At 61.8% G+C, this 24,240-nt stretch carries 28 protein-coding genes, 1 tRNA gene and 1 pseudogene; 5 read left to right on the forward strand and 25 right to left on the reverse strand.

All coding sequences use genetic code 11. The features are described from left to right. Window positions 1-22: 22 nt before the first annotated feature. The 16 genes from hisS to trmJ form a co-directional block, all read right to left on the reverse strand. A complete protein-coding gene (gene hisS / locus ACIPW4_RS07220; protein WP_400656190.1) occupies window positions 23-1,312 on the reverse strand; it encodes a histidine--tRNA ligase in 1,290 nt (429 codons plus the stop codon). A 24-nt stretch (window positions 1,313-1,336) separates the two neighbouring features. After that, entirely contained in the window at window positions 1,337-2,446 is a 1,110-nt protein-coding gene (gene ispG, locus ACIPW4_RS07225) for a flavodoxin-dependent (E)-4-hydroxy-3-methylbut-2-enyl-diphosphate synthase (protein WP_400656192.1), read from the reverse strand. Window positions 2,447-2,449: 3 nt separating this feature from the next. After that, window positions 2,450-3,463 carry a RodZ domain-containing protein gene (locus ACIPW4_RS07230; protein WP_400656194.1) on the reverse strand — a complete coding sequence of 338 codons (1,014 nt, stop codon included), beginning with the start codon at window positions 3,461-3,463 and terminating at the stop codon, window positions 2,450-2,452. Then, window positions 3,460-4,221 carry a type IV pilus biogenesis/stability protein PilW gene (gene pilW, locus ACIPW4_RS07235; RefSeq protein ID WP_400656196.1) on the reverse strand — a complete coding sequence of 254 codons (762 nt, stop codon included), beginning with the start codon at window positions 4,219-4,221 and terminating at the stop codon, window positions 3,460-3,462. The genes ACIPW4_RS07230 and pilW overlap by 4 nt, the downstream gene beginning before the upstream one ends. A 13-nt stretch (window positions 4,222-4,234) precedes the next feature. Then, a complete protein-coding gene (gene rlmN / locus ACIPW4_RS07240; protein WP_054887568.1) occupies window positions 4,235-5,380 on the reverse strand; it encodes a 23S rRNA (adenine(2503)-C(2))-methyltransferase RlmN in 1,146 nt (381 codons plus the stop codon). 28 nt (window positions 5,381-5,408) lie between these two features. Next, window positions 5,409-5,834: a nucleoside-diphosphate kinase gene (gene ndk, locus ACIPW4_RS07245; RefSeq protein WP_008092560.1), complete on the reverse strand. Its 426-nt coding sequence runs from the start codon at window positions 5,832-5,834 to the stop codon at window positions 5,409-5,411. Window positions 5,835-5,924: 90 nt separating this feature from the next. Next, window positions 5,925-6,125: a Fe-S cluster assembly protein IscX gene (iscX, locus tag ACIPW4_RS07250; RefSeq protein WP_400656199.1), complete on the reverse strand. Its 201-nt coding sequence runs from the start codon at window positions 6,123-6,125 to the stop codon at window positions 5,925-5,927. Between the two features lie 10 nt (window positions 6,126-6,135). Further along, on the reverse strand, window positions 6,136-6,477 hold the full coding sequence (gene fdx, locus ACIPW4_RS07255; RefSeq protein ID WP_400656201.1) for an ISC system 2Fe-2S type ferredoxin: 342 nt from the start codon (window positions 6,475-6,477) through the stop codon (window positions 6,136-6,138). 3 nt (window positions 6,478-6,480) lie between these two features. Beyond that, window positions 6,481-8,343 carry a Fe-S protein assembly chaperone HscA gene (gene hscA / locus ACIPW4_RS07260; RefSeq protein WP_400656203.1) on the reverse strand — a complete coding sequence of 621 codons (1,863 nt, stop codon included), beginning with the start codon at window positions 8,341-8,343 and terminating at the stop codon, window positions 6,481-6,483. Between the two features lie 42 nt (window positions 8,344-8,385). After that, window positions 8,386-8,907 (reverse strand): co-chaperone HscB, encoded by a 522-nt coding sequence (gene hscB / locus ACIPW4_RS07265; protein WP_400656205.1) that lies wholly within the window; start codon window positions 8,905-8,907, stop codon window positions 8,386-8,388. A gap of 8 nt (window positions 8,908-8,915) precedes the next feature. After that, entirely contained in the window at window positions 8,916-9,239 is a 324-nt protein-coding gene (gene iscA / locus ACIPW4_RS07270; protein ID WP_400656207.1) for an iron-sulfur cluster assembly protein IscA, read from the reverse strand. Window positions 9,240-9,274: 35 nt separating this feature from the next. Continuing rightward, window positions 9,275-9,661 (reverse strand): Fe-S cluster assembly scaffold IscU, encoded by a 387-nt coding sequence (gene iscU, locus ACIPW4_RS07275; protein WP_003248539.1) that lies wholly within the window; start codon window positions 9,659-9,661, stop codon window positions 9,275-9,277. A 46-nt stretch (window positions 9,662-9,707) separates the two neighbouring features. After that, window positions 9,708-10,922 carry an IscS subfamily cysteine desulfurase gene (locus ACIPW4_RS07280; protein ID WP_400656209.1) on the reverse strand — a complete coding sequence of 405 codons (1,215 nt, stop codon included), beginning with the start codon at window positions 10,920-10,922 and terminating at the stop codon, window positions 9,708-9,710. 45 nt (window positions 10,923-10,967) lie between these two features. Next, window positions 10,968-11,459: a Fe-S cluster assembly transcriptional regulator IscR gene (iscR, locus tag ACIPW4_RS07285; protein ID WP_008092572.1), complete on the reverse strand. Its 492-nt coding sequence runs from the start codon at window positions 11,457-11,459 to the stop codon at window positions 10,968-10,970. 179 nt (window positions 11,460-11,638) lie between these two features. Then, window positions 11,639-12,424, reverse strand: a complete 786-nt coding sequence (gene cysE / locus ACIPW4_RS07290) for a serine O-acetyltransferase (protein WP_400656211.1) — start codon at window positions 12,422-12,424, stop codon at window positions 11,639-11,641. A gap of 3 nt (window positions 12,425-12,427) precedes the next feature. Continuing rightward, complete coding sequence (gene trmJ, locus ACIPW4_RS07295; protein WP_400656212.1) at window positions 12,428-13,198, reverse strand: tRNA (cytosine(32)/uridine(32)-2'-O)-methyltransferase TrmJ; 771 nt, start codon at window positions 13,196-13,198, stop codon at window positions 12,428-12,430. Between the two features lie 151 nt (window positions 13,199-13,349). On the opposite strand from trmJ, the gene suhB reads away from it, so the two are divergent. Beyond that, a complete protein-coding gene (gene suhB, locus ACIPW4_RS07300) occupies window positions 13,350-14,168 on the forward strand; it encodes an inositol-phosphate phosphatase (RefSeq protein ID WP_400656214.1) in 819 nt (272 codons plus the stop codon). Between the two features lie 215 nt (window positions 14,169-14,383). On the opposite strand, the gene ACIPW4_RS07305 is transcribed toward suhB, so the two are convergent. From ACIPW4_RS07305 to queA, 6 genes are all read right to left on the reverse strand, one after another. Beyond that, a complete protein-coding gene (locus ACIPW4_RS07305) occupies window positions 14,384-14,926 on the reverse strand; it encodes a glycine zipper 2TM domain-containing protein (RefSeq protein WP_103445626.1) in 543 nt (180 codons plus the stop codon). A 119-nt stretch (window positions 14,927-15,045) separates the two neighbouring features. Further along, window positions 15,046-15,954, reverse strand: a complete 909-nt coding sequence (gene secF / locus ACIPW4_RS07310) for a protein translocase subunit SecF (RefSeq protein ID WP_400656217.1) — start codon at window positions 15,952-15,954, stop codon at window positions 15,046-15,048. Window positions 15,955-15,964: 10 nt separating this feature from the next. Beyond that, complete coding sequence (gene secD, locus ACIPW4_RS07315; protein WP_400656219.1) at window positions 15,965-17,827, reverse strand: protein translocase subunit SecD; 1,863 nt, start codon at window positions 17,825-17,827, stop codon at window positions 15,965-15,967. A 64-nt stretch (window positions 17,828-17,891) separates the two neighbouring features. Beyond that, the gene (yajC, locus tag ACIPW4_RS07320) at window positions 17,892-18,227 is read right to left on the reverse strand and encodes a preprotein translocase subunit YajC (RefSeq protein ID WP_027920288.1); all 336 of its coding nucleotides are present in this window, start codon (window positions 18,225-18,227) and stop codon (window positions 17,892-17,894) included. 42 nt (window positions 18,228-18,269) lie between these two features. Continuing rightward, entirely contained in the window at window positions 18,270-19,385 is a 1,116-nt protein-coding gene (tgt, locus tag ACIPW4_RS07325; protein ID WP_165837370.1) for a tRNA guanosine(34) transglycosylase Tgt, read from the reverse strand. 14 nt (window positions 19,386-19,399) lie between these two features. Further along, complete coding sequence (gene queA / locus ACIPW4_RS07330) at window positions 19,400-20,449, reverse strand: tRNA preQ1(34) S-adenosylmethionine ribosyltransferase-isomerase QueA (RefSeq protein WP_400656221.1); 1,050 nt, start codon at window positions 20,447-20,449, stop codon at window positions 19,400-19,402. A gap of 108 nt (window positions 20,450-20,557) precedes the next feature. On the opposite strand from queA, the gene ACIPW4_RS07335 reads away from it, so the two are divergent. After that, a tRNA-Leu gene (locus ACIPW4_RS07335) sits at window positions 20,558-20,642 on the forward strand. Between the two features lie 67 nt (window positions 20,643-20,709). Here the strand turns inward: ACIPW4_RS07335 and ACIPW4_RS07340 are convergent. Continuing rightward, complete coding sequence (locus tag ACIPW4_RS07340; protein ID WP_400656223.1) at window positions 20,710-21,183, reverse strand: winged helix-turn-helix transcriptional regulator; 474 nt, start codon at window positions 21,181-21,183, stop codon at window positions 20,710-20,712. Window positions 21,184-21,455: 272 nt separating this feature from the next. On the opposite strand from ACIPW4_RS07340, the gene ACIPW4_RS07345 reads away from it, so the two are divergent. Then, the gene (locus tag ACIPW4_RS07345) at window positions 21,456-22,103 is read left to right on the forward strand and encodes a trypsin-like peptidase domain-containing protein (protein WP_400656458.1); all 648 of its coding nucleotides are present in this window, start codon (window positions 21,456-21,458) and stop codon (window positions 22,101-22,103) included. A 61-nt stretch (window positions 22,104-22,164) separates the two neighbouring features. Continuing rightward, on the forward strand, window positions 22,165-22,644 hold the full coding sequence (locus ACIPW4_RS07350; protein WP_400656226.1) for a GNAT family N-acetyltransferase: 480 nt from the start codon (window positions 22,165-22,167) through the stop codon (window positions 22,642-22,644). 3 nt (window positions 22,645-22,647) lie between these two features. Here ACIPW4_RS07350 and ACIPW4_RS07355 read toward each other — a convergent pair whose 3' ends face one another. Both ACIPW4_RS07355 and ACIPW4_RS07360 read right to left on the reverse strand, forming a co-directional pair. Further along, on the reverse strand, window positions 22,648-22,944 hold the full coding sequence (locus ACIPW4_RS07355; protein ID WP_400656228.1) for an addiction module antidote protein: 297 nt from the start codon (window positions 22,942-22,944) through the stop codon (window positions 22,648-22,650). Next, window positions 22,941-23,153, reverse strand: a pseudogene (locus tag ACIPW4_RS07360) (type II toxin-antitoxin system RelE/ParE family toxin); the annotation flags it as partial. The pseudogene ACIPW4_RS07360 and the gene ACIPW4_RS07355, both read right to left, overlap by 4 nt. 134 nt (window positions 23,154-23,287) lie before the next feature. Between ACIPW4_RS07360 and ACIPW4_RS07365 the strand changes: the two are divergent. Then, a complete protein-coding gene (locus ACIPW4_RS07365; RefSeq protein WP_400656230.1) occupies window positions 23,288-24,178 on the forward strand; it encodes a bestrophin family protein in 891 nt (296 codons plus the stop codon). Window positions 24,179-24,240: the final 62 nt, after the last annotated feature.

Raw genomic sequence — 24,240 nt, forward strand, 5'->3', positions numbered from 1 at the left:
CCTATTCGCTTGTTGAACCGCGTTACGCCTGAGCGATCGCGGTTTCCAGGTGCTCAGCCAGAGCATCCCAGGCAATGTTCTGTTGTTCGCCCTGACCACGCAGGGGCTTCACGCCGATCTCTTGCTTTGCCAGCTCGTCGTCGCCGAGGATCAGGGCGAACAGCGCGCCGCTCTTGTCGGCCTTCTTGAACTGGCTCTTGAAGCTGCCCCCACCGGCATTGACTGCCAGGCGCAGGCCCGGCAGGCGGTCGCGCAGGCTTTCGGACAGCCGCAGGCCGGCCAGTTCCGCCTGCTCGCCGAAGGCGCACAGGTAGACGTCGATGGTGCGGTTGATCGACTCAGGGACCTTGCCGAGGGTTTCCAGCAGCAGGATCAGGCGCTCGATGCCCATGGCGAAACCGACGCCAGTGGTCGGTTTGCCGCCCATCTGCTCGACCAGGCCGTCGTAACGGCCACCGGCACAGACGGTGCCCTGGGCGCCGAGCTTGTCGGTGACCCACTCGAACACGGTCTTGCTGTAGTAGTCCAGGCCACGTACCAGCTTGGTGTTGATCACGAACGGGATGCCGGCGGCGTCGAGGCGCGCCTTCAGGCCCTCGAAGTGCACGCGGGAATCGTCGTCCAGGTAGTCTTCCAGCTTCGGCGCGCCAACCAGCACCGCCTGGGTGCCCTGGTCCTTGCTGTCGAGGATGCGCAGCGGGTTGCTCTTGAGGCGGCGCTGGCTGTCTTCGTCGAGCTGCTCCAGGCGCGCCGAAAGGAACTCGACCAGCGCGTCACGGTAGCGGGCACGGGCTTCGCTGGTGCCCAGGCTGTTGAGTTCCAGCTTGACCGCGTCCTGAATGCCCAGCAGGCCCCACAGGCGCCAGGTCAGCATGATCAGCTCGGCGTCGATGTCCGGGCCGTCCAGGTTGAACACTTCCACGCCAATCTGGTGGAACTGGCGGTAGCGGCCCTTCTGCGGGCGCTCGTGGCGGAACATCTGGCCGATGTACCAGAGCTTCTGCACCTGACCGTTGCCGGTGATGCCGTGCTCCAGCACTGCGCGCACACAAGCAGCGGTGCCTTCTGGGCGCAGGGTGAGCGAATCGCCGTTGCGGTCCTCGAAGGTGTACATCTCTTTTTCGACGATGTCGGTGACTTCACCAATGGAGCGCTTGAACAGCTCGGTGAACTCGACGATCGGCGTGCGGATCTGGCTGTACCCGTAGGTGTCCAGGAGGCCGGCGACAGTGCCTTCGAAGTAGCGCCAGAGCGGCGACTGGTCTGGCAGGATGTCGTTCATGCCACGGATGGCTTGCAGCGATTTGCTCACGAAAAGTCCTTACGAATCTGTGTGTCAGCCGCGGGCGATCAGCGCCGCATCAGCCTCGACCTTTTCGGCCGCTTTCTGGCGGATGAGCTTCTCCAGCTCATCGACCAGGTTGTCATTGGTCAGCTTCTGCGCCGGCTTGCCGTCGATGTAGATCAGGTTCGGCGTGCCACCGGTCAGACCTACGTGGGCCTCCTTGGCTTCGCCAGGGCCATTGACCACACAACCGATTACCGCCACGTCCAGCGGTACCAGCAGGTCTTCCAGGCGCCCTTCCAGCTCGTTCATGGTCTTGACCACATCGAAGTTCTGCCGCGAGCAGCTCGGGCAAGCGATGAAGTTGATGCCACGCGAACGCAGGTGCAGCGACTTGAGGATGTCGTAGCCGACCTTCACTTCCTCGACCGGGTCGGCCGCCAGCGAAATACGGATGGTATCGCCAATGCCCTCGGCCAGCAGCATACCGAGGCCGACGGCGGATTTCACCGTCCCCGAGCGCAGGCCACCGGCTTCGGTGATGCCCAGGTGCAATGGCTGGATGATCTGCTTGGCCAGCAGGCGATAGGCTTCGACGGCCATGAACACGTCGGAGGCCTTGACGCTGACCTTGAAGTCCTGGAAGTCCAGGCGGTCGAGGTGCTCGACGTGACGCAGGGCCGATTCGACCAGCGCGGCCGGCGTCGGCTCGCCATACTTCTTCTGCAGGTCCTTTTCCAGCGAACCGGCATTGACACCGATGCGGATCGGGATGCCACGGTCGCGGGCGGCATCGACCACCGCACGCACGCGGTCTTCACGGCCGATGTTGCCCGGGTTGATGCGCAGGCAATCGACGCCAAGCTCGGCCACACGCAGCGCGATCTTGTAGTCGAAATGGATATCGGCAACCAGCGGCACGCTGACCAGCTGCTTGATCTTGCCGAACGCCTCGGCGGCGTCCATGTCCGGCACCGAGACACGAACGATGTCGACGCCGGCGTCGACCAGGCGCTGGATCTGCGCAACGGTGGCCATCACATCGTTGGTGTCGGTGTTGGTCATGCTCTGCACCGCGATGGGGGCATCACCACCCACCGGTACATTGCCGACCCAGATTTTGCGGGATTCGCGACGCTTGATCGGAGATTCGCCGTGCATGACTTACTGTCCCAACTTCAGGCGAGCGGTTTCGCCACTGGTGAACGGGGCAACATCGACGGCCTGGCCGTTGTAGCTGACCTGGGCGCCCCGGGCAAAGCCCAGGCGTACCGCAAATGGCGGCTTGCCGGTCAGCTCGAGGTTGTCCCCCTTGCGCTTGATGGCGCTGAACAGCACCTTGCCGTTGCCATCGGACACCTGGGTCCAGCAATCGGCGGTGAACTGGATTGCAACCTTGGCACTCCCGGCCGGCACAGCCGCAGGGGCGGCAGGCTCGGCTGCGGCGACGGCCGGCACACTGGCAACGGGCGCAGCCGGTGCTGCCGGAGCAGGGGCCGGGGCTGGCACGGCAGCCTGGGCTGGTGCCTGCTGAACCGGAGCAGCAGGTGCCGGCGTGGCGGCTGCCGGGGTGGCTTCACTGGTAGTGCCGGCAGTTGCCTCGGCAGGCGCCTGCTCCAGCGGCAGCGGCGCGGTCTCGGGCTGCTGGCCCGCGGTCACGGCCTGGTCTTCAGGCTCGTCCAACGGGTGGATCTGGGTGGTGCCGTCGGCACTTTCGACTTCCACATGCTCGAGGGCGATCTTGGCCAGGTCCTTGCCTTTCAGGCTGCCCTGGTCCTGCCACCAGATGAAGCTGCCGCCGACCACGGCGACCAGCAGCAACAGGGTGACACCGCGCATGATGTTGTGCGACAGGCGCACCGGCTCTTCGATGCGGCCCAGCGAATGCACTTCGCTGCCCTTGGCGTGGGTGCCGGTGTACTGGTCGAAGGCCTCGACCAGCGGGGCCTGGTCCATGTCCATCAGCTTGGCGTAGGCGCGAATGTAACCACGGGCGAAGGTGTGCCCGGGCAGCTTGTCGAAGGCGCCGGTTTCCACGTGGTTCAGCGAACTTACGGTGAGGTTGAGCTTGCGGGCCACCTCGGCTTGCGACCACTCCCGTTTCTCGCGGGCCTGGCGCAACAGCTCACCGGGGTTCTGGCCAGTCGCTGCTGCTACTTCGGGATGCGCGGCTTTCATCGTTGCTCCGACAGGTATTGCTGATATTCCGGCGTACCGGGATAAAGTCGTTGTAATTGCTGGCCCATATCGGCCAGTGTGCCCTGCTCGTCGAATACCCGGGCAAGGCGGCTGCCCAGCAGAAGACTACGGGCGTCGTGACCGCTCAACTGGCTGAAACGATCGTAGTAGTCACGGGCCGGCACATAATGCCTGTTTTCGTAGGACAACTCAGCCATTTCCAGTAATGCTCTGGGCTGGCGCTGGTCAAGTTGCAGGGCCTTGGTCAAATACGCATGCGCCTGGTCGCGATCGTCGAGTTTCAAGGCCGTCAGGCCAAGGTTCTCGTAAACCCGCGAACGTTCAGGATACAGGGTATCGGCGCTGGCCAGGCGAAACATCTGCTCGGCTTCGGCAAAACGTTGCTGAGCATATAGGAAACTGCCGTAATTGTTGCGAATTCGCGTGTCGCCCGAGCGGGATGCCAAGGCTTTTTTGAAGTGCGCCTCGGCAAGCGCTGGCTCATCTTCGGCCTGGAACACCAACGCCAGAGCCGTATGGGCGTCGGCATCGCCCGAATCCAGCGCCAGGGCCCTGCCCAATGGAGCCTTGGCCTGCTGGGTCAAACCTTGTTGCAAATAACCCAGGCCAAGTTGCGTGTAAGCCCGCCCCGCTTCCGCTCGCCCCTGGCGGCTGGCCAGGGGGTCGCTCGCACCGCCCGACACGCAGCCGGCCAGCAGCAAAAGCGCAAGGATCGACAGCGCGGCGCGCAGGCTCATGGCAAGGCCGGACTCAGTGGCGCACGGCGCTGTCTTGCAGCTCGGCGTCAGCGGACAGCTGGCGGACGGCGATGTAGCGCTCGCTGCGGCGGGTACGGTCGTTGACCTGGCCGACCAGCTGGCCACAGGCGGCGTCGATGTCGTCGCCACGCGTGGTACGGGTGGTGACGTTGAAACCACCATGGTGCAGCAGGTCCTGGAAGCGGCGAATAGCGTTGTTGCTCGGCCGCTCGTAGCCCGAGTGCGGGAACGGGTTGAACGGGATCAGGTTGATCTTGCACGGCACGTCGCGCAGCAGCTCGATCATCTGTGCCGCATGCTCGGGCTGGTCGTTGACGTCTTTGAGCAGGGTGTATTCGATGGTCAGCACACGCTTGCCGCCCAGGGTCGACATGTAGCCCATGCACGACTCGAGCAGCATCTTCAGCGGGTACTTCTTGTTGATCGGCACCAGCTGGTTGCGCAGTTCGTCGTTAGGCGCGTGCAGCGACAGCGCCAGGGACACGTCGATGTGCTTGGCCAGTTCGTCGATCATCGGCACCACGCCCGAAGTGGACAGGGTGACACGACGCTTGGAAATGCCATAGCCCAGGTCATCCATCATGATGTGCATGGCGGCGATGACGTTGTCGAAGTTCAGCAGGGGCTCGCCCATGCCCATCATCACCACGTTGGTAATCGCGCGGTCGATCTTGGCAGGGACGGTCCCGAAGGATTTGTTCGCAAGCCACACCTGGCCGATCACTTCGGCGGCAGTGAGATTGCTGTTGAAGCCTTGCTTGCCGGTGGAGCAGAAACTGCAGTCCAGGGCGCAGCCGGCTTGCGACGAGACGCAGAGGGTGCCACGGTCGTCGGTGGGAATGTAGACGGTCTCGACGCAGCTGCCGGAGGCAACGCGGATCACCCATTTGCGGGTGCCGTCGGCGGAAATGTCTTCACTGACCACTTCCGGGGGGCGAATCTCGGCAACGGCCTCGAGCTTTTCGCGCAAGACCTTGCCTACGTTGGTCATGGCCGCAAAGTCGGACACGCCAAAATGGTGAATCCATTTCATCACCTGACCGGCACGGAAGCGCTTCTCCCCTATCGAGTCGAAGAACTTTTCCATTTCCGGCTGGGTCAGCCCCAACAGGTTGATTTTGCCAGTAGATGTCGTCATGGATTCACCCTCACCCGTAAGCTTTCGCTTAGCGAGTGGTTACCTCGGTAGCAGCGAAGAAGTAAGCGATTTCGCGAGCAGCGGCAGCTTCGGAGTCCGAACCGTGAACGGCGTTGGCGTCGATCGACTCGGCGAAGTCAGCACGGATGGTGCCGGCAGCAGCTTCTTTAGGGTTGGTAGCGCCCATCAGCTCACGGTTCAGAGCGATGGCGTTTTCGCCCTCCAGAACCTGAACGACGACCGGGCCGGAAGTCATGAAGGCAACCAGGTCACCGAAGAAGCCACGAGCGCTGTGCTCGGCGTAGAAGCCTTCGGCTTCGGCTTTGGACAGTTGCTTGATTTTCGAGGCAACGATTTTCAGGCCGGCTTCTTCGAAGCGGGTGGTGATCTTGCCGATCACGTTCTTGGCAACGGCGTCAGGCTTGATGATCGAGAAAGTACGTTGAACAGCCATGGAAAACTCCAGAATATTGAGTGTTACGAAAAATTAAACCCGCGAATTATACGCGGGTTCCAGGGGATTGCCTAACCTGCTGCGTCACGCTTAGTCGGCTTCATCAATCCAGGCCGCCTGGATGGCCTCGAGCACTTTCTCACCGCCACGTGACGGATCGTCGCTGAATTCTGGCAAGGCCAGCACCCAACGGTGCAGATCGACGAAATTCACATATCTAGGATCGACGTCCGGCTTGCTTTCCACAAGCTGGATGGCGATCTCAAGTACATCAACCCATTTCAGACTCATGGACAGGACCTCAGTGCGGTGCTTCGGCAGCGTGGTTGAGCGAATACTTGGGGATCTCGATGGTCAGGTCTTCACCACCCACGACCACCTGGCAGCCCAGACGCGACTGGGCCTCCAGGCCCCAGGCCTTGTCCAGCATGTCCTCTTCCAGCTCGTCAGCCTCTTCGAGGGAGTCGAAACCTTTGCGAACAATACAGTGGCAAGTGGTGCAGGCCTTGACGCCACCGCAGGCGCTTTCCATCTCGATGTGATGGTCGTGGGCCAGCTCCAGGATATTGGTCCCGGCTGGCACCTCCACGGTCAGCCCCTCGGGGCAGAACTTCTCATGCGGCAGGAATGTCACCAGCGGCATCGATTACTCCTCGATCTCATTCAGGTTGCGCCCGGCCAGTGCGGCTTTGACCGTCGAATCAAGGCGACGGGCGGCAAATGCATCGGTCACCTGCGACAGACGCTTGGTCTGTTGCTCGATGGCCGCGCCATCGGTGCCGGTGAGCAAATCACGTAGTTCTTGCATCTGGTATTCGATGGCGTCGCGCTCTTCGCTATCGAGCAGTCGCTCGCCATCGGCGTCCAGGGCGCCCTGTACCGCTTCGAGCAGTCGCTCACCATCGACCTGGTGCTCGCGCAGCTGGCGCGCCTGCTTGTCGGACCCTGCGTGCTCGAAGGAGTCCTTGAGCATGCGGGCGATCTCGCCGTCGGTCAGGCCGTAGGACGGTTTGACCTGGATGCTCGCTTCCACGCCCGAGCCCAGTTCGCGGGCCGCGACACTGAGCAGGCCGTCGGCATCGACCTGGAAGGTCACGCGAATCTTGGCGGCGCCGGCAACCATGGCCGGAATGCCGCGCAGTTCGAAGCGCGCCAGGGAGCGGCAATCGCTGATCAGCTCGCGCTCACCCTGCAGCACGTGAATCATCATGGCCGACTGGCCATCTTTGTAGGTGGTGAATTCCTGCGCGCGGGCGACCGGAATGGTGGTGTTGCGCGGGATCACCTTCTCCATCAGCCCGCCCATGGTCTCAAGGCCCAGGGACAGCGGAATGACGTCGAGCAGCAGCAGCTCGCCACCTTCGCGGCGGTTGCCGGCCAGGGTGTCGGCCTGGATCGCGGCGCCAATGGCCACCACCTGATCCGGGTCGATCGAAGTCATGGGGGTGCGGCCAAACAGTGCACCCACCGCTTCACGTACACGCGGCACGCGGGTCGAACCACCAACCATCACCACTGCACCCACCTCCTCCAGCTCGACACCGCTGTCGCGCACGGCGCGGCGGCAGGCTTTCAGGCTGCGGGCAACCAGCGGCTCGATCATGGCCTCGAAGGCGCAGCGGCTCAGCTCGCCCGTCCAGGCGCCGTGGTTGACGCTGACAGTGTCGGCATCGGTCAGGGCTTCCTTGGCGGCGCAGGCGGCCTGCAGCAACTGGCGCTGGGTAGCCGGGTCGAGATCAGCGGACAGGCCGGCCTGCTCGATGATCCAGCCCGCGATGGCGTGGTCGAAATCGTCGCCGCCCAGGGCGGTATCGCCACCGGTAGCCAGCACTTCGAAAACACCGGCGGTCAGGCGCAGGATGGAAATGTCGAAGGTACCGCCACCCAGGTCATAGATGGCCACCAGGCCTTCGGCGTTCTGGTCCAGGCCATAGGCCACGGCAGCGGCAGTCGGCTCGTTGAGCAGGCGCAGCACGCTCAGCCCCGCCAGGCGCGCGGCATCCTTGGTGGCCTGGCGCTGGGCATCGTCGAAATAGGCCGGCACGGTAATCACCGCCCCCACCAGCTCACCACCCAGGGTGGCTTCGGCACGCTCGCGCAGCACCTTGAGGATGTCGGCGGACACTTCCACCGGGCTTTTCGGCCCCTGGACGGTGTCGATGAACGGCATGTGCGACTCGCCGCCAATGAAGCGGTACGGGAGTTGCTCACCCAACTGCTTCACGTCAGCCAGGCCACGCCCCATCAGGCGCTTGACCGACAACACGGTGTTCAGCGGGTCGCTGGCAGCCGCTTCGCGCGCGGTCAGGCCGACTTCGTTGTGGCCAGACAGGTAACGCACCGCCGACGGCAGAATGACATTACCCTGCGCATCGGGCAGGGGCTCGCTGCGACCGCTGCGCACGGCAGCGACCAGAGAATTGGTGGTACCCAAGTCGATCCCCACCGCCAGGCGGCGCTGGTGCGGCTGAGGGCTTTGACCGGGTTCGGCGATCTGCAGTAGGGCCATGCTTATCTGAATACCTTAGGCGTCATCACGGGCGACACCGGGTTAATCGTCGAGGCGCTCTTCCAGTTGGCGCACTTCTTGGGCGAGCTTGTCGAGGAACTGCATGCGGCGCATCAGGCGTTCGGCCTTGTCGCGCTCGGCAGACACATCCCAGCAGGCGGCAAAATCCTCGTTCAGCGTGTCCTGAGCGGCCTTCAGGCGCTTCTTGAACACGGCCACGCCATCGAGGTCGGCCTCATCCTGCAGGTCTTCGAGCTCTTCACGCCACTGCATCTGCTGCAACAGGAAGTCAGGGTCGTGGACCGTGACCTCCTGAGGCACTTCGTGGCCACCGATTGCCAGCAGGTAGCGGGCACGGCGTGGCGCACTGCGCAGGGTCTGGTAGGCGTCGTTGAGGGCCGCGGACTTTTCCAGCGCTACCCGCTGCTCGCGCTCGGAAGCATCGGCGAAGCGGTCCGGATGAACCTCACGGGCCAGCTCGCGATAGCGAACGGCCAGTTTGTCGAGGTCCAGACGGAAGCAGGGCTGGAGGTCAAACAGCGCGAAATGACAAGGAGTACCCACGGCCAGCCTCAGACGTTGAAGCTTTCGCCGCAGCCACACTCACCGCGCACGTTGGGGTTGTTGAACTTGAAGCCTTCGTTCAACCCTTCCTTGACGAAGTCCAGCTCGGTGCCGTCGAGGTAGACCAGGCTCTTGGGATCGATGATCACCTTGACGCCATGGTTCTCGAAAACAGTGTCTTCGCCCGCCACTTCGTCGACGAACTCCAGCACGTAGGCCAGGCCCGAGCAGCCGGTGGTGCGCACGCCCAGGCGAATACCCTCACCCTTGCCGCGCCCATCGAGGGAGCGGCGAATGTGGTTGGCGGCGGCTTCTGTCATGCTGATAGCCATCGGAACTCCTTGACTCTTACCTTGCAACGGACGGCTTAGATCAAGCCTTTCTTCTGCTTGTAGTCGCGAACGGCTGCCTTGATGGCATCTTCGGCGAGTACCGAGCAGTGGATTTTCACTGGCGGCAGCGCCAGTTCTTCCGCCAGCTGGGTGTTCTTGATGGTTTCGGCTTCGTCCAGGGTCTTGCCTTTCATCCACTCGGTGGCGAGGGAGCTGGAGGCGATGGCCGAACCGCAGCCGTAGGTCTTGAACTTGGCGTCTTCGATGACGCCTTGCTCGTTGACCTTGATCTGCAGACGCATCACGTCACCGCACGCTGGGGCGCCGACCATGCCGGTACCGACATCCGGGTCCTCGGCGTTCATCTTGCCGACGTTACGTGGGTTTTCGTAGTGGTCGATGACCTTTTCACTGTATGCCATGGTGCAATTCCTTCCTCATCAGGGAGCCGCTCTTGCCGGCGACTGCTTAGTGGGCGGCCCACTCGATCTTGGAGATGTCAACGCCGTCTTTGTACATGTCCCACAGCGGCGACAGTTCACGCAGTTTGTTTACGGCCATGCAGACTTGCTGCGCGGCGTAGTCGACTTCTTCTTCGCTGGTGAAGCGGCCGAAGGAGAAGCGGATCGAGCTGTGCGCCAGCTCGTCGTTACGGCCCAGAGCGCGCAGTACATACGACGGCTCGAGCGAAGCGGAGGTGCAGGCCGAACCGGACGATACCGCGATGTCCTTCAGGGACATCAGCAGCGACTCGCCTTCGACGTAGTTGAAGCTCAGGTTCAGGTTGTGCGGCACGCGGGCCGTCTTGCTGCCGTTGACGTACAGTTCTTCGAGGTCCGAGACCTGCTTGAAGAAGCGGTCGCTCAGGGCCTTGATGCGCACGTTCTCGGCGGCCATTTCCTGCTTGGCGATGGCGAAGGCTTCGCCCATGCCGACGATCTGGTGGGTCGGCAGGGTGCCAGAACGCATGCCGCGCTCATGGCCACCGCCGTGAATGATGGCTTCCAGGCGTACGCGCGGCTTGCGGCTGACATACAGCGCGCCGATGCCTTTAGGGCCGTAGACCTTGTGCGCGGAGAACGACATAAGGTCGACTTTCAGCTTTTGCAGGTCGATTTCGACCTTGCCGGCCGACTGGGCGGCGTCGACATGGAACAGCACGCCGCGCGAACGGGTCAGTTCACCGATGGCGGCGATGTCGTTGATCGAGCCGACTTCGTTGTTCACGTGCATCAGCGAGACCAGGATGGTGTCGTCGCGCAGCACGGCCTCGACCATGGCCGGGGTGACGATGCCGTCTTCGCCCGGTTCCAGGTAGGTGACTTCGAAACCTTCACGCTCGAGCTGGCGAGCGGTGTCCAGGACCGCCTTGTGCTCGATCTTGGAGGTGATGATGTGCTTGCCCTTGGTCTGATAGAAGTGCGCCACGCCTTTCAGGGCGAGGTTGTCGGACTCGGTGGCACCGCTGGTCCAGACGATTTCGCGCGGGTCGGCGTTGATCAGCTCGGCAACCTGGCGGCGGCCGTTCTCGACCGCTTCTTCGGCCTTCCAGCCGAATACGTGGGAGCGCGAGGCCGGGTTACCGAAGTTGCCGTCGACCAGCAGGCAGTCGGCCATCTTCTGGGCGACACGGGGGTCGACCGGCGTGGTAGCGGAGTAATCGAGGTAGATCGGCAACTTCATGGGTATCTCCTATCAGGCGGTGGCGTCGCTCGTCACTGTAAAAGGTCAGTCGACGGCGGACGTCTCAATCTTGTCCAGCTGGGCGGTACGGCCTGCGACACGCCGCAGGTCCTGGCGCTGGGCGACTTCCTGCACCTCACGGCGCATGACGAGGTCAGCCAGGCTGATGCCACTGAGGAATTCGTGAATCTGCTGGCTGAGGTCGCACCACAAGTGGTGGGTCAGGCAGGTGTCACCGGCATGGCAATCCCCGAGCCCCTGGCAACGGGTGGCATCGACCGATTCGTTGACCGCGTCGATGACCTGGGCCACCTGGATGGTTTCCATGCCGCGCGACAGCTGGTAGCCACCGCCTGGACCGCGCACGCTGGAGACCAGGCTGCTACGGCGCAGCTTGGCGAACAGCTGTTCCAGATAAGAGAGGGAAATGCCCTGGCGCTCGGAAATGTCGGCCAAAGACACCGGCCCATGCTGCGCGTGCAATGCCAGGTCGAGCATGGCAGTGACGGCGTATCGGCCTTTGGTAGTCAGTCGCATGGCTAATGGGTACCACGGGAGTTACGGGATGTGTGCGAGTATGCGATTCCCGAGCATTTAAGTCAACTATAAGACCTACTGCTTTAGTCGGGTTTGCATCGGAGAGGCGGGCGCGAGTGTAGCAGCAAAGGGGCGTGAGCACACGCCCCATATGTCAGAGTGACTTCACTGCGACGCGATCAATGCGACTGAGTGTCGCGCTGGGCAGCCTGGGTTTCGACCGCGAAGTCATCTTCCGGCAGCTTTGGCAATTCCTTGGCACAGTAGTCGCTGCCCATCTTGGTCAGCGCACCACACATGCCCTCCAGCCGTTCATCGACAGCCTGCAGGTGGTCGAGCATCTGACCGATGGCGCGGGCTACCGGGTCCGGCATGTCGCCGCTGACACCATAGGCATCGAAGCCGATCTTCTCGGCCATGGCCTTGCGCCTGGCCTCGATCTCGTTGTCTTCGCTCTTGACGATGATCCGCCCAGGAATACCCACTGCGGTTGCGCCGGCCGGCACCGCCTTGGTCACCACTGCATTGGAACCGATCTTGGCCCCGGCACCGACGGTGAACGGGCCGAGCACCTTGGCTCCTGCCCCAACCACCACACCGTCTTCCAGGGTCGGATGGCGCTTGCCTTTGTTCCAGCTCGTGCCACCCAGCGTCACGCCCTGATAAAGGGTGACATCGTCGCCGATCTCGGCGGTTTCGCCGATGACGATGCCCATGCCGTGGTCAATGAAGAAGCGTCGACCAATGGTCGCGCCGGGATGAATTTCGATGCCGGTCATCCAGCGGCCGAAGTTCGACACCAGGCGGGCCAGCCACTTGAAGTCACGCTTCCACAAGGCATTGCCCAGGCGGTGCAGCCAGATGGCGTGCATGCCGGGGTAGCAGGTCAGCACCTCGAATGCATTGCGCGCTGCCGGGTCACGATGGAATACGCTCTGGATATCTTCACGCAGACGTTCGAACATCTGTCAGTCCTTCCGTTTATGCGGCTCGCCCCGGGTGACCTTCTGGGTCTCGGTGAGGATGCCGCGCAAAATGCTCATTTCCGAACGATTGACCGAGCTGCGCCCATACAGTCGGCGCAGGCGCGCCATCAGGTGCTTGGGCTTCTCCGGGTCGAGGAAGCCGATGTCCACCAGGGTTTTCTCCAGGTGTTCATAGAACAGCTCCATTTCGTCCATGGTCGCCAGCTCGTTGCTGCGCAGCGAATTGGCGTCGAACTTCTCGACTTTCGAGGGCGCGCCTTCGGCTGCCAGCCAGGCCATGCGCACCTCGTAGGACAGCACCTGGACAGCGGCGGCAAGGTTCAGCGAGCTGAAGTCGGGGTTCGAGGGAATGTGCACGTGGAAGTGACATCGCTGCAGTTCTTCGTTGGTCAACCCGGCGTGCTCGCGCCCGAACACCAGGGCGATATCTTCACCACCATTGGCGTGCTCCACGGCCTTGGCCCCGCACTCGCGCGGGTCGATCAACGGCCAGGGGATGCTGCGCTCGCGGGCACTGGTGCCCATGACCAGACTGCAGCCGACCAGCGCATCTTCAAGGCTGTCGACCACCTGGGCATTGGCCAGGATGTCGTCGGCGCCCGAGGCGCGCGCGGTGGCGTCGCCGGACGGGAACTCTTTTGGCTGCACCAGCACCAGCCGCGACAAGCCCATGTTTTTCATGGCACGCGCAGCGCCGCCGATATTGCCGGGGTGGCTGGTATTGACCAGAACAACACGAATATTTTGCAGCAAGGTGTTGTGCTCACAGATGCAGGAATCAGGGCATTCGATATTACATAACCGACAGGCGTAACGCCATGAAAGCAAATGTGACACTTCTGCCTTCAAAAATTTCTGCTAGAATGGCCGGCTTTCCTCTTTAACATCTCCAGGTGACCCGCCCATGCAGCCTATGCTGAATATCGCCCTGCGCGCCGCTCGCAGCGCCAGTGAATTGATCTTCCGCTCCATCGAACGCCTGGATACCATCAAGGTCGACGAGAAAGAGGCCAAGGACTACGTTTCCGAAGTTGATCGCGCCGCCGAGCAGAAAATCGTCGACGCACTGCGCAAGGCCTACCCGAACCACTCGATCCAGGGTGAAGAGACGGGCATGCACGCGGGCACCGGCGAAGAGGGCAAGGACTACCTGTGGATCATCGATCCGCTGGACGGCACCACCAACTTCCTTCGTGGCATCCCTCACTTCGCCGTCAGCATCGCCTGCAAATACCGCGGCCGCCTCGAGCACGCGGTCGTCCTCGACCCGGTTCGCCAGGAAGAATTCACCGCCAGCCGTGGCCGCGGCGCCCAGCTCAATGGCCGCCGTCTGCGCGTCAGCTCGCGCACCAGCCTGGATGGCGCCCTGCTGGGCACCGGCTTCCCGTTCCGTGACAACCAGATGGCTGACATGGACAACTACCTGGGCATGTTCCGCGCCCTGACTGGCCAGACCGCCGGCATCCGCCGCGCCGGCTCCGCCAGCCTGGACCTGGCCTACGTGGCCGCCGGCCGCTTCGACGCCTTCTGGGAGTCGGGCCTGTCCGAGTGGGACATGGCGGCGGGCGTATTGCTGATCCAGGAAGCCGGTGGTCTGGTGAGCGACTTCAACGGTGGCCACGACTTCCTCGACAAGGGTCACATCGTTGCAGGCAACATCAAGTGCTTCAAGGCCGTGCTGACCGCTATCCAGCCGCACCTGCCAGAGAGCATGAAGCGCTAAGCGCGGATTGCAGGCAAAAAAAAGCACCTCTCGAGGTGCTTTTTTGTGCCTGATGGTCATGCCAGGCCATACACGCCCTTTGTAGGAGCGGCCTTGTGTCGCGAAAGGGCCGCATAGCGGCCCCAGGATCTTGGCCATATTACAGATCGCCGGGGCTGCTTCGCAGCCCTTTCGCGACACAAGGCCGCTCCTACAAAGAGCAAGCCGCGTGCGACTTACTGGCCGGCTTCGCTGAGGATCAGCTTGCCATTCTTGTCCAGCGGGATGGTCGAGCCTGGCTCGCGGTCCATCTTCACCTTGCCCACCTGATCACCGATGGAATAGGTCACGTTGTAGCCCACCACCTTCTCGCTGATGTCGTTGACCGTGTTACAGCGGGTTTGCGTGGTGGTGTAGGTATCACGCTGCTGCATGCCTTCCTGCACCTTGTTACCGGCATAACCACCACCGACCGCACCGGCCACGGTGGCGATCTTCTTGCCGGTGCCGCCGCCGATCTGGTTACCCAGCAGGCCGCCCGCCAAGGCCCCGACTACCGTGCCGGCGATCTGGTGTTGATCCTTCACCGGCGCCTGACGGGTCACGGCGACATCCTTGCAGACTTCACGCGGGGTCTTGACCTGTTGCTTGATCGGTTGCACGTCGGTGACCTGGGCATACTCAGGCCCCTTGTTCACCAAGCTGTAGGTTGCGACAGCACCTCCGGCAGTCACACCGACAGCACCCAGTACAGCACCTACCAGCATTGATTTATTCACATGAACCTCCTGTTGTACCTGCAGGGTTCAACCTGCTTTCTCCCAGCCTTGGAGCAAAAAAAAAGGCGCGAGTTCAACACTCGCGCCTTTTTGGCCGCCGAACGGCGTAGGTCTAATCCTTAAGGACGGTCATCCACTCCATCAGTTTTCGCCGGCGGAATCAGGTCTTCACTGTTCAGGTTCAGCCAGATCAGCACCACGTTGGCGATGTAGATCGACGAGTAGGTACCTGCCATGACACCGATGAACAGTGCCAGGGAGAAGCCGAACAGGTTGTCACCACCGAAGAACAGCAGTGCGGCAATCGCCAGCAAGGTCGAAACCGAGGTGGCGACGGTCCGCAGCAGGGTCTGGGTTGTCGAGACGTTGATGTTCTCGATCAGCGAGGCCTTGCGCATCACGCGGAAGTTCTCGCGCACCCGGTCGAACACGACGATGGTGTCGTTCAGCGAGTAGCCGATGATCGCCAGCACCGCAGCCAGCACCGTCAGGTCGAAAGTGATCTGGAAGAACGACAGAATTCCCAGGGTCACCACCACGTCGTGGATCAGCGAGACGATCGCACCCACGGCGAACTTCCACTGGAAGCGGAACGCCAGGTAGATGAGGATACCGCCCAGCGCCAGAAGCATGCCGAGGCCGCCCTGGTCACGCAGCTCTTCACCCACCTGCGGGCCAACGAACTCGACACGCTTGACCGTAGCCGGGTTGTCGCCGCCCACCTTCTGCAAGGCTTCAGCCACCTTGTTGCCCAGTTGCGGATCATCGCCCGGCATGCGCACCAGCAGGTCGGTGGTAGCACCGAAGCTCTGCACCACGGCCTCGTGGAAGCCGGACTCGACCAGCTCGGCACGTACGGCCTTGAGGTCAGCCGGGCGCTCGTAGGTCAGTTCGATCAGCGTACCGCCAGTGAAGTCCAGGCCGAAGTTCAGGCCCTTCTGCCACCAGCTGAACAGTGCCAGCACGGTGAGGAGCACGGTAATGGCGAACGCGACATTGCGCACGCCCATGAAATTGATGGTTTTCATCGCAGCTCCCTCAAACCCACAGCTTCTTGATGTCACGCCCGCCGCACGTCAGGTTGACCAATGCACGGGTCACCATCACGGCAGTGAACATCGAGGTGAAAATCCCGAGGGACATGGTAACCGCGAAGCCTTTGACCGGGCCTGTACCCATGGCGAACAGGATGCCGCCGACCAGCAACGTGGTCAGGTTGGCATCGACGATCGCCGAGTAGGCGCGGTTGAAGCCTTCGTGGATGGCGCGCTGTATCGACATGCCAGCAGCGATTTCCTCACGGATACGCGAGAAGATCAGCACGTTGGCGTCAACCGCCATGCCCATGGTCAGCACGATACCCGCGATACCCGGCAGGGTCAGCGTTGCACCCAGCAGGGACATCAACGCCAGCAATAGGACCATGTTGCCCGCCAGGGCGATGGTGGCCAGCACGCCAAAGGCGCGGTAGATGGCGATGATGAACAGCGAGACGAACAGCATGCCCCACAGCGACGCATCGATACCCTTGGTGATGTTGTCGGCACCCAGGCTTGGACCGATGGTGCGTTCTTCGGCGAAGTACATCGGCGCAGCCAGGCCACCGGCACGCAGCAGCAGGGCCAGCTCCGAGGACTCACCCTGGCCGTTCAGGCCGGTGATGCGGAACTGGCTGCCCAGCGGCGACTGGATGGTCGCCAGGCTGATGATCTTCTTCTCTTCCTGGAAACTCTGTACGGCAACGTCTTTCTCGACACCGTTGACAGTCTGCTTGACGTAGCGAGTGACCGGTTTCTGCTCGATGAAGATCACCGCCATGCTGCGACCGACATTGCTGCGGGTGGCGCGACTCATCAGTTCGCCACCATGGCCATCCAGACGGATGTTCACCTGTGGGCGGCCGTGCTCGTCGAAGCTGGCCTGGGCGTCGGTGACCTGGTCACCGGTAATGATCAGGCCACGCTCGACTGCGGCGGAACGGTTGCCTTCACGGAACTCGAAGACCTCGGTAGTGGCCTTGGAGGCACCCGGCTCGGCGCCGAAGCGGAACTCCAGGTTGGCGGTCTTGCCGAGGATGCGCTTGGCTTCGGCAGTGTCCTGCACGCCCGGCAGCTCGACCACGATACGGTTGGCACCCTGGCGCTGCACCAGCGGCTCAGCCACACCCAGCTCGTTCACACGGTTGCGGACGGTGGTCAGGTTCTGCTTGATCGAGTATTCGCGGATCTCGGCGACTTTCGCCTGGGTCAGCGCCAGACGCAGCACGGCGAGCTCGTTGCGCTCGCTGGTGGTCAGGTCGAAATCATTGAAATTCTTGCGGATCAGGGCACGTGCCTGTTCGCGGGTAGCATCGTCGGCGAAGCCCAGCATCACGGCGCCATCCTGCTGCGGCAGGCTGCGGTAGCGGACGCGCTCTTTGCGCAGCAAGGTCTTGACCTCGCCTTCGTAGACTTTCATGCGGGCGCTCATGGCCTTGTCCATGTCCACTTCCAGCAGGAAGTGCACACCACCGGACAGGTCCAGGCCCAGCTTCATCGGGCTTGCACCCAGGTTACGCAGCCACTGCGGGGTAGTCTGGGCCAGGTTCAGGGCCACGACGTAATCATCGCCCAGTGCCTTGCGCACGACATCCTTGGCTGGCAGTTGATCTTCCTGGTTGGTCAGGCGAATCAGCCCACTGCCCTTCTCACCCAGGCTCGCGCCCTTGACGGTGATGCCAGCGTCAACCAGCGCCTTGCTGACGCGGTCGAGGTCGGCCTGGTTGACATGCAGCGCCGAGCTGGCACCGCTGATCTGCACCGCCGGATCATCCGGGTAGAGGTTGGGAGCGGAATAAATGAAACCGATCGCCAGTACCACCAGGATCAGTGCGTATTTCCACAGAGGGTATTTGTTCAGCATCACGCCGCCCGTTCAAGACGCGGGGCGCTTTGCGCGCCCCGACTGGAAAAATGAAACCGGTAACTCAGATAGCCTTGAGCGTACCTTTTGGCAGGGTGGCCGCAATGGCACCCTTCTGGAACTTCAGCTCGACGGTGTCGGAAACTTCCAGGACCACGAAGTCGTCGGAGACCTTGACGATCTTGCCGGCGATACCGCCGTTGGTGACAACTTCGTCACCTTTCTGCAAGTTGCTCAGCAGGTTCTTCTGCTCTTTGGCACGCTTGGACTGCGGGCGCCAGATCATCAGGTAGAAGATGACCAGGAAACCTACCAGGAAAATCCACTCGAAACCGGTACCGGCTGGGCCAGCGGCGGGTGCAGCAGCGTCCGCGTATGCGGCGGGGATCAAGAAGCTCATTGGGCACTCCTAATGTAATTTTCTAATAATGGATGCGAACAGTCAGTCCAAAGGCGGCACAGGCAGCCCGCGCTTGGCGTAGAAGGCGTCGACAAAGGCGGCCAATTTACCTTGTTGAATAGCCTCGCGTAAACCGGCCATCAAGCGCTGGTAATGGCGCAAGTTGTGGATGGTATTCAGCATGCTGCTCAACATTTCGCCGCACTTGTCCAGATGATGCAGATAAGCACGGGAGAAGTTGGTGCAGGTGTAGCAGTCACAGGTCGGATCCAGCGGCGAATCATCATGGCGATGGAACGCGTTGCGGATCTTGATCACCCCTGTATCGACGAACAGGTGGCCGTTGCGCGCGTTGCGCGTGGGCATCACGCAGTCGAACATGTCGACGCCGCGGCGCACACCCTCAACCAGATCTTCCGGTTTGCCTACCCCCATAAGGTAACGAGGTTTGTCAGCCGGCATCTGGTCTGGCAGGTAATCCAGCACTTTGATCATTTCGTGCTTGGGCTCGCCCACCGACAGGCCGCCGATGGCCAGGCCATCGAAGTCGATGTTGACCAGCGCTTCCAGCGAGCGCATGCGCAGGTCTTGGTACATGCCGCCCTGAACGATACCGAACAGCGCAGCGCTGCTGTCGCCGTGGGCATTCTTCGAGCGCTGGGCCCAGCGCAGCGACAGCTCCATGGAGGTACGCGCGACATCGTGCTCGGCCGGGTATGGCGTGCATTCGTCGAAGATCATCACGATGTCCGATCCCAGGTCCCGCTGCACCTGCATGGACTCCTCAGGGCCCATGAACACCTTGGAGCCGTCGACCGGCGAGGCGAAGGTTACGCCCTCTTCCTTGATCTTGCGCATGGCGCCCAGGCTGAACACCTGGAAACCACCGGAGTCGGTGAGGATCGGGCCTTTCCACTGCATGAAATCGTGCAGACCGTTGTGCTTCTTGATCACCTCGGTACCCGGGCGCAGCCACAGATGGAAGGTGTTGCCAAGGATGATCTCGGCGCCGATGGCCTCGATGTCACGCGGCAGCATGCCCTTGACCGTGCCATAGGTACCCACCGGCATGAACGCCGGGGTCTCGACCGTGCCACGGGGGAAGGTCAGCCGGCCACGACGGGCCTTGCCGTCGGTAGCCAGCAGTTCGAACGACATTCGACAGGTGCGACTCATGCTTGATCCTCTGGGCCGCGTGGCGCCGGATTGCGGGTGATGAACATGGCATCACCATAACTGAAGAAGCGGTAACCGTTGTCGACCGCCGCCGCATAGGCAGCCATGGTCTCGGGGTAACCGGCGAAGGCCGAGACCAGCATCAGCAACGTGGACTCCGGCAGGTGGAAGTTGGTGACCAGGCAATCGACCACATGGAATGGCCGGCCAGGGAAGATGAAGATGTCGGTGTCACCGCTGAAGGCCTTGAGCTGGCCATCGCGCGCCGCGCTCTCCAGCGAGCGCACGCTGGTGGTACCGACCGCGATCACCCGGCCGCCACGGGCGCGGCAGGCCTCGATGGCGTCGACCACGTCCTGGCTCACTTCGAGCCACTCCTTGTGCATGTGGTGGTCTTCGATCTTGTCGACCCGCACCGGCTGGAAGGTGCCGGCGCCCACGTGCAGGGTGACGAAGGCGCGCTCGACGCCCTTGGCGGCGATCTTCTCCAGCAGCGCTTCATCGAAGTGCAGGCCGGCAGTCGGCGCGGCAACCGCACCGGCGCGTTCGGCGTAGACGGTCTGGTAGCGCTCACGGTCGGCGCCTTCATCGGGGCGGTCGATGTACGGCGGCAGTGGCATGTGGCCGACCCGGTCGAGCAGGGGCAGCACTTCTTCGGTGAAGCGCAGCTCGAACAGCGTGTCGTGGCGAGCGACCATTTCGGCCTCGCCACCGCCATCGACAAGGATCACTGCGCCCTCTTTCGGCGCCTTGCTGGCACGCACATGGGCCAGCACACGGTGGCTGTCGAGCACACGCTCGACCAGCACTTCCAGCTTGCCACCGGAGGCTTTCTGGCCAAACAGCCGCGCCTGAATCACCCGGGTGTTATTGAACACCATCAGGTCACCCGGCTGCAGGTAGTCGAGCAGATCGGGGAATTGCTTGTGCGCCAGCGCCCCGCTCGGCCCATCGAGGACCAGCAGACGGCTGCCATGGCGCTCGGCCAGAGGGTGGCGGGCGATCAGGGAATCGGGGAGTTCGAAAGAAAAATCGGCGACGCGCATGATGATGTTCGGGTTCGACAGGGCCGGGAAGTTTAGCCCAATGCGTGAAAATTGACCATGAAAGCCGATTGACCGGCTTGGGCGACCTCTCTATACTGCGCGCCACAAGCCCTGATGGCGGAATTGGTAGACGCGGCGGATTCAAAATCCGTTTTCGAAAGGAGTGGGAGTTCGAGTCTCCCTCGGGGCACCAAGATCCGGAAAAAACCGACCTTATGGTCGGTTTTTTTGTGCCTGAAATTTAGCTTGCGTCTGCCCCCTCAGAATGGGCGACCCGCCTCAATCCACGCCTTTACCTGCTTCATGGTCAATCGATAACGGGCGCAGTTGTGCAGAGCAAGAATGTCCAGCTCCTGGCGCAACAGGGTTTCGAACTGGGGCTTTTCCTCTACCGAAAGTTCCAGCCCGGCCACCACCTGATCTGCACCTGATCGCTCACGCACTACGGCGTTGATCGCCTCATTCAGCAATTCCCGATACCGCAGGCGAACAGGGTCCGGAACACCCATGGCCTCGAGCGTTGTCGCGCTATCGATTGCACGTGGTGCAGCACAGTTGAGTCGGTATCGGTTAGTGCGCCCATCTTTCTCGCGCCCAACCTTGCCCGCCTCCAGCAGTACCACCAGATGACGTTTGACAGTTGACCAGCTAGCGTCCAGGTGCTCGGCCAATTCACGGGAACTGAGCGCTCGATTGCCCTGCAACACGCTCAGGATCTTGTTTGGCAACGTCATGATATCTCCGATTCGGCTCAATGCAGCTCAACCCAGCTCATTCATCCTGACAAGCTAAAAACCCGCCTTTTTGACGCCACTTCAACGACTTGGCTGCCTGCAGGCATCCTTCGAATCTATTGGCCCTCGCTGAGTAATGGCCATAAGCTGTCATTCGTCTGCGATACAACTAAAGTATTGATTCTGTAATATCACTTAGCCATAGTCGCACCCCCTATCCATACCACTTTGCGTGACCCATGAACAATCTCGCGCCCTGTCTGGCAGCAATGATGCTGCTGAGTGGGTGCAATGGAATGCCAACCGCTTACGTTTCAGACCCCGTCTACGACCAGGCTTTTGTCGTCACTTCCGGTGCCCCCATCCCGATGCTGCTGATGGCCACCGCCATCCAGTGGAACGAAGACTACGCCGTCACTGCCAAGCACACCCCGTTCCTGCGCAACGTGGTGCATGAAGGGCTGGGCGATGTGGTGTTTTTCAAACACAAGGCCGACAAGTTGCCAGAGTGGCGGCAGTACGTGCCGGGCGAGTCGGTAACTGCAGTCGGCTTCAACAGCTTGATGATGCCTGTGCAAGGCAAGGGCCGTACGCTCGACTCGCTGGTACGCCTCGATGGCACACCGGGCAGCGTGTTCTACTCGGTGCACGACGGCCCGCTGGTCAAGGGGATGTCCGGCGGCCCGGTGTTCGCCGATGACGGCAAGGTAGTCGGAATGAACGTCGCCTTCATCGCCAAAGACGGGATCGATGCCCGCAACCGCCCGGACCTCGCCGACAAGGCACGGATCAGCGTGTTTATGTCCTACAGCGAAATCGACAAGGAATGGCGGCGCTTCCAGTACCTGGCGCACAAGGGCAAGCGGCACGACGCGCCAGCCGCGATCAAGGGCTATGTGGCAGTAGCCAGCAAACCTTGATCCATCGTTGCGGGCCAACATGATACGGTTGCGGTCGGCACATTCACGCAAAGGACCTGCCATGCACCTTGTCCACCGCCCCGTCGAACCCAGTGACATCCCGGCCATCTGCTGCTTCCCGCAAGGCCCGGACGAGCTGTTTTACATGTTCCCCAAAGCCACCTACCCGCTCACCCCCGCGCAATTGAGCGACGCCATCGCCCAGCGCAGCGGTTCGACGGTGGTCGAAGGCGACGGCCTGGTGCTCGGTTTTGCCAACTTCTACAAGGCCGAGCACGGCGGTATCTGTGCCCTCGGCAACGTGGTGGTCGCCCCCGCCGCTCGCGGCCAGGGCGTGGCGCGTTACCTGGTGCAATGCATGGCCGAGCTGGCCCGCGAGCAGTTCGCGGCGCGGGAAGTCTGGGTGTCGTGCTTCAACCACAACACTGCGGGTTTGCTGCTTTATCCACAACTTGGCTTCGTACCGTTTGGCATTGAAGAGCGGCAGGTTCAGGATGGCAAACGGGTGGCCTTGGTGCAGATGAAGAAACTGACAGGTTGATTGCTAGCGTGAGGAAACATGGGGTTGGGCGAAAAGCTCTACCCCTAGTGCGCGTATGACCTTCAGCACGGTATCAAAGCGAGGCTTTGCCCCAGGGCTAAGCGCTTTGTACAGGCTCTCTCGTCCCAGCCCGCTTTGAGCTGCAATTTGAGTCATGCCTTTGGCACGGGCTATATGACCAAGTGCACGGATGATCTCAGCGGTATCACCATCAGATAGCACCTGAGTGAGGTATTCGCTGATCGCCTCATCACTATCGAGCAATGCTGCCATATCAAATGGAATCAGCTCTTCTTTCATTTCAGCTCCTTCGCCAGATTTTTGGCCTTCAGGATGTCGAAGGTCTGAGACGACTTGTCTCCCCCAACCAACAAGAGAATCAATCTACTGCCTCTGCGCGTGAAGTAGATACGCTACCCCGCAGAAACACTGATGCGGAGCTCACTAACACCCTCGCCAACTGACTTGCAGTCGCCCACATTCCCCATTGAAACTCGCTCAATCCGGCGCCAGCTACGTCCTATGGCTTTGTCAGACTTATCACCGTGCTTCGAACGGCAAAATCTCTTGCAACATCCGGTGCCGAACCTTCACCCCTCCTCGACGTCCCATTCTGCATCCCCGGCTTTTCGAGGCACCCCGCGTGAAAGACGTCATCGCCCGCAAATACCGCCTGATCGTAAAGACCTTCGGCTACATCGGCTGGTCGCTGTTGTGGCTGCTGCTCTGGGACGTGCTGGTCACCATCGATTTCATGCTGTTCTTCAACAGCAAGTTCACCCTGCCGCTGATTCCGCTGACCTTGCTGGGTTCGGCACTGGTGGTGCTGGTGAGCTTTCGCAACAGCAGCGCCTACAACCGCTGGTGGGAAGCGCGCACCTTGTGGGGAGCGCTGGTGAACAGTTCACGCAGCTTCGCCCGGCAGACGCTGACGCTGATCGATGACACCGAAGATGGACTGAACCCGGTCAAGGCGACCCTGCTGCGCCGGCACATCGCCTATGTGAACTGCCTGGCGGCGCACCTGAAGGGTGAGGCCTGCCCGGACGAGCTGATGGCGTTCATCCCGCCGGCAGAGTTCGAGCGGCGCAACCGTTCGAACAACTTCGCCAACGATATCCTCAGTGGCTCGGCGGCATTACTGGCACGGGAATACCAGGCCGGGCGTCTGGACAGCATTCGCCTGGCGCGGCTGGAGTCGACATTGGTAGACCTGTCCAATGCCCAGGGTGGCATGGAGCGGATCGCCAATACGCCGCTACCCTACCCGTACGTGTACTTCCCGCGGCTGTTCATAACGCTGTTCTGCCTGATCGTGCCGGTGGGGCTGGTGGAATCGCTGGGCTGGTTCACGCCACTGGCGTCGACGGTGGTGGGGTTCATGCTGCTGGCGATCGAGCGGATCGGGACGGATCTGCAGAGTCCGTTTCGCTTCAGTGAACATCAGATTCAGATGGACACGATCTGCGAGACCATCGAGCGGAATCTGGAATCGATGCAGCGGGAAGCTCAGTGTGGGGAGTTGGTGTCGTGAATGGGGCTGCTTCGCAGCCCTTTCGCGACACAAGGCCGCTCCTACAGAAGATCGCGTTACCT

Origin of the sequence: Pseudomonas sp. NPDC089996 (assembly GCF_044748405.1) — a bacterium.
Lineage (GTDB): Bacteria > Pseudomonadota > Gammaproteobacteria > Pseudomonadales > Pseudomonadaceae > Aquipseudomonas.

What these genes read in the sequence shown, in the direction of transcription:
- queA (WP_400656221.1), bottom strand. Translation starts at nt 20,449, where the DNA reads ATGCGCGTCGCCGATTTTTCTTTCGAACTCCCCGATTCCCTGATCGCC.
- ACIPW4_RS07350 (WP_400656226.1), top strand. Translation starts at nt 22,165, where the DNA reads ATGCACCTTGTCCACCGCCCCGTCGAACCCAGTGACATCCCGGCCATC.
- ACIPW4_RS07355 (WP_400656228.1), bottom strand. Translation starts at nt 22,944, where the DNA reads ATGAAAGAAGAGCTGATTCCATTTGATATGGCAGCATTGCTCGATAGT.
- iscU (WP_003248539.1), bottom strand. Translation starts at nt 9,661, where the DNA reads ATGGCATACAGTGAAAAGGTCATCGACCACTACGAAAACCCACGTAAC.
- secD (WP_400656219.1), bottom strand. Translation starts at nt 17,827, where the DNA reads ATGCTGAACAAATACCCTCTGTGGAAATACGCACTGATCCTGGTGGTA.
- ACIPW4_RS07345 (WP_400656458.1), top strand. Translation starts at nt 21,456, where the DNA reads ATGCTGCTGAGTGGGTGCAATGGAATGCCAACCGCTTACGTTTCAGAC.
- yajC (WP_027920288.1), bottom strand. Translation starts at nt 18,227, where the DNA reads ATGAGCTTCTTGATCCCCGCCGCATACGCGGACGCTGCTGCACCCGCC.
- cysE (WP_400656211.1), bottom strand. Translation starts at nt 12,424, where the DNA reads ATGTTCGAACGTCTGCGTGAAGATATCCAGAGCGTATTCCATCGTGAC.
- rlmN (WP_054887568.1), bottom strand. Translation starts at nt 5,380, where the DNA reads ATGACGACATCTACTGGCAAAATCAACCTGTTGGGGCTGACCCAGCCG.
- iscR (WP_008092572.1), bottom strand. Translation starts at nt 11,459, where the DNA reads ATGCGACTGACTACCAAAGGCCGATACGCCGTCACTGCCATGCTCGAC.
- secF (WP_400656217.1), bottom strand. Translation starts at nt 15,954, where the DNA reads ATGAAAACCATCAATTTCATGGGCGTGCGCAATGTCGCGTTCGCCATT.
- iscA (WP_400656207.1), bottom strand. Translation starts at nt 9,239, where the DNA reads ATGGCTATCAGCATGACAGAAGCCGCCGCCAACCACATTCGCCGCTCC.
- ispG (WP_400656192.1), bottom strand. Translation starts at nt 2,446, where the DNA reads ATGCACGGCGAATCTCCGATCAAGCGTCGCGAATCCCGCAAAATCTGG.
- iscX (WP_400656199.1), bottom strand. Translation starts at nt 6,125, where the DNA reads ATGAGTCTGAAATGGGTTGATGTACTTGAGATCGCCATCCAGCTTGTG.
- ACIPW4_RS07230 (WP_400656194.1), bottom strand. Translation starts at nt 3,463, where the DNA reads ATGAAAGCCGCGCATCCCGAAGTAGCAGCAGCGACTGGCCAGAACCCC.
- tgt (WP_165837370.1), bottom strand. Translation starts at nt 19,385, where the DNA reads ATGTCGTTCGAACTGCTGGCTACCGACGGCAAGGCCCGTCGTGGCCGG.
- suhB (WP_400656214.1), top strand. Translation starts at nt 13,350, where the DNA reads ATGCAGCCTATGCTGAATATCGCCCTGCGCGCCGCTCGCAGCGCCAGT.
- fdx (WP_400656201.1), bottom strand. Translation starts at nt 6,477, where the DNA reads ATGCCGCTGGTGACATTCCTGCCGCATGAGAAGTTCTGCCCCGAGGGG.
- ACIPW4_RS07340 (WP_400656223.1), bottom strand. Translation starts at nt 21,183, where the DNA reads ATGACGTTGCCAAACAAGATCCTGAGCGTGTTGCAGGGCAATCGAGCG.
- ACIPW4_RS07280 (WP_400656209.1), bottom strand. Translation starts at nt 10,922, where the DNA reads ATGAAGTTGCCGATCTACCTCGATTACTCCGCTACCACGCCGGTCGAC.
- hscA (WP_400656203.1), bottom strand. Translation starts at nt 8,343, where the DNA reads ATGGCCCTACTGCAGATCGCCGAACCCGGTCAAAGCCCTCAGCCGCAC.
- pilW (WP_400656196.1), bottom strand. Translation starts at nt 4,221, where the DNA reads ATGAGCCTGCGCGCCGCGCTGTCGATCCTTGCGCTTTTGCTGCTGGCC.
- ndk (WP_008092560.1), bottom strand. Translation starts at nt 5,834, where the DNA reads ATGGCTGTTCAACGTACTTTCTCGATCATCAAGCCTGACGCCGTTGCC.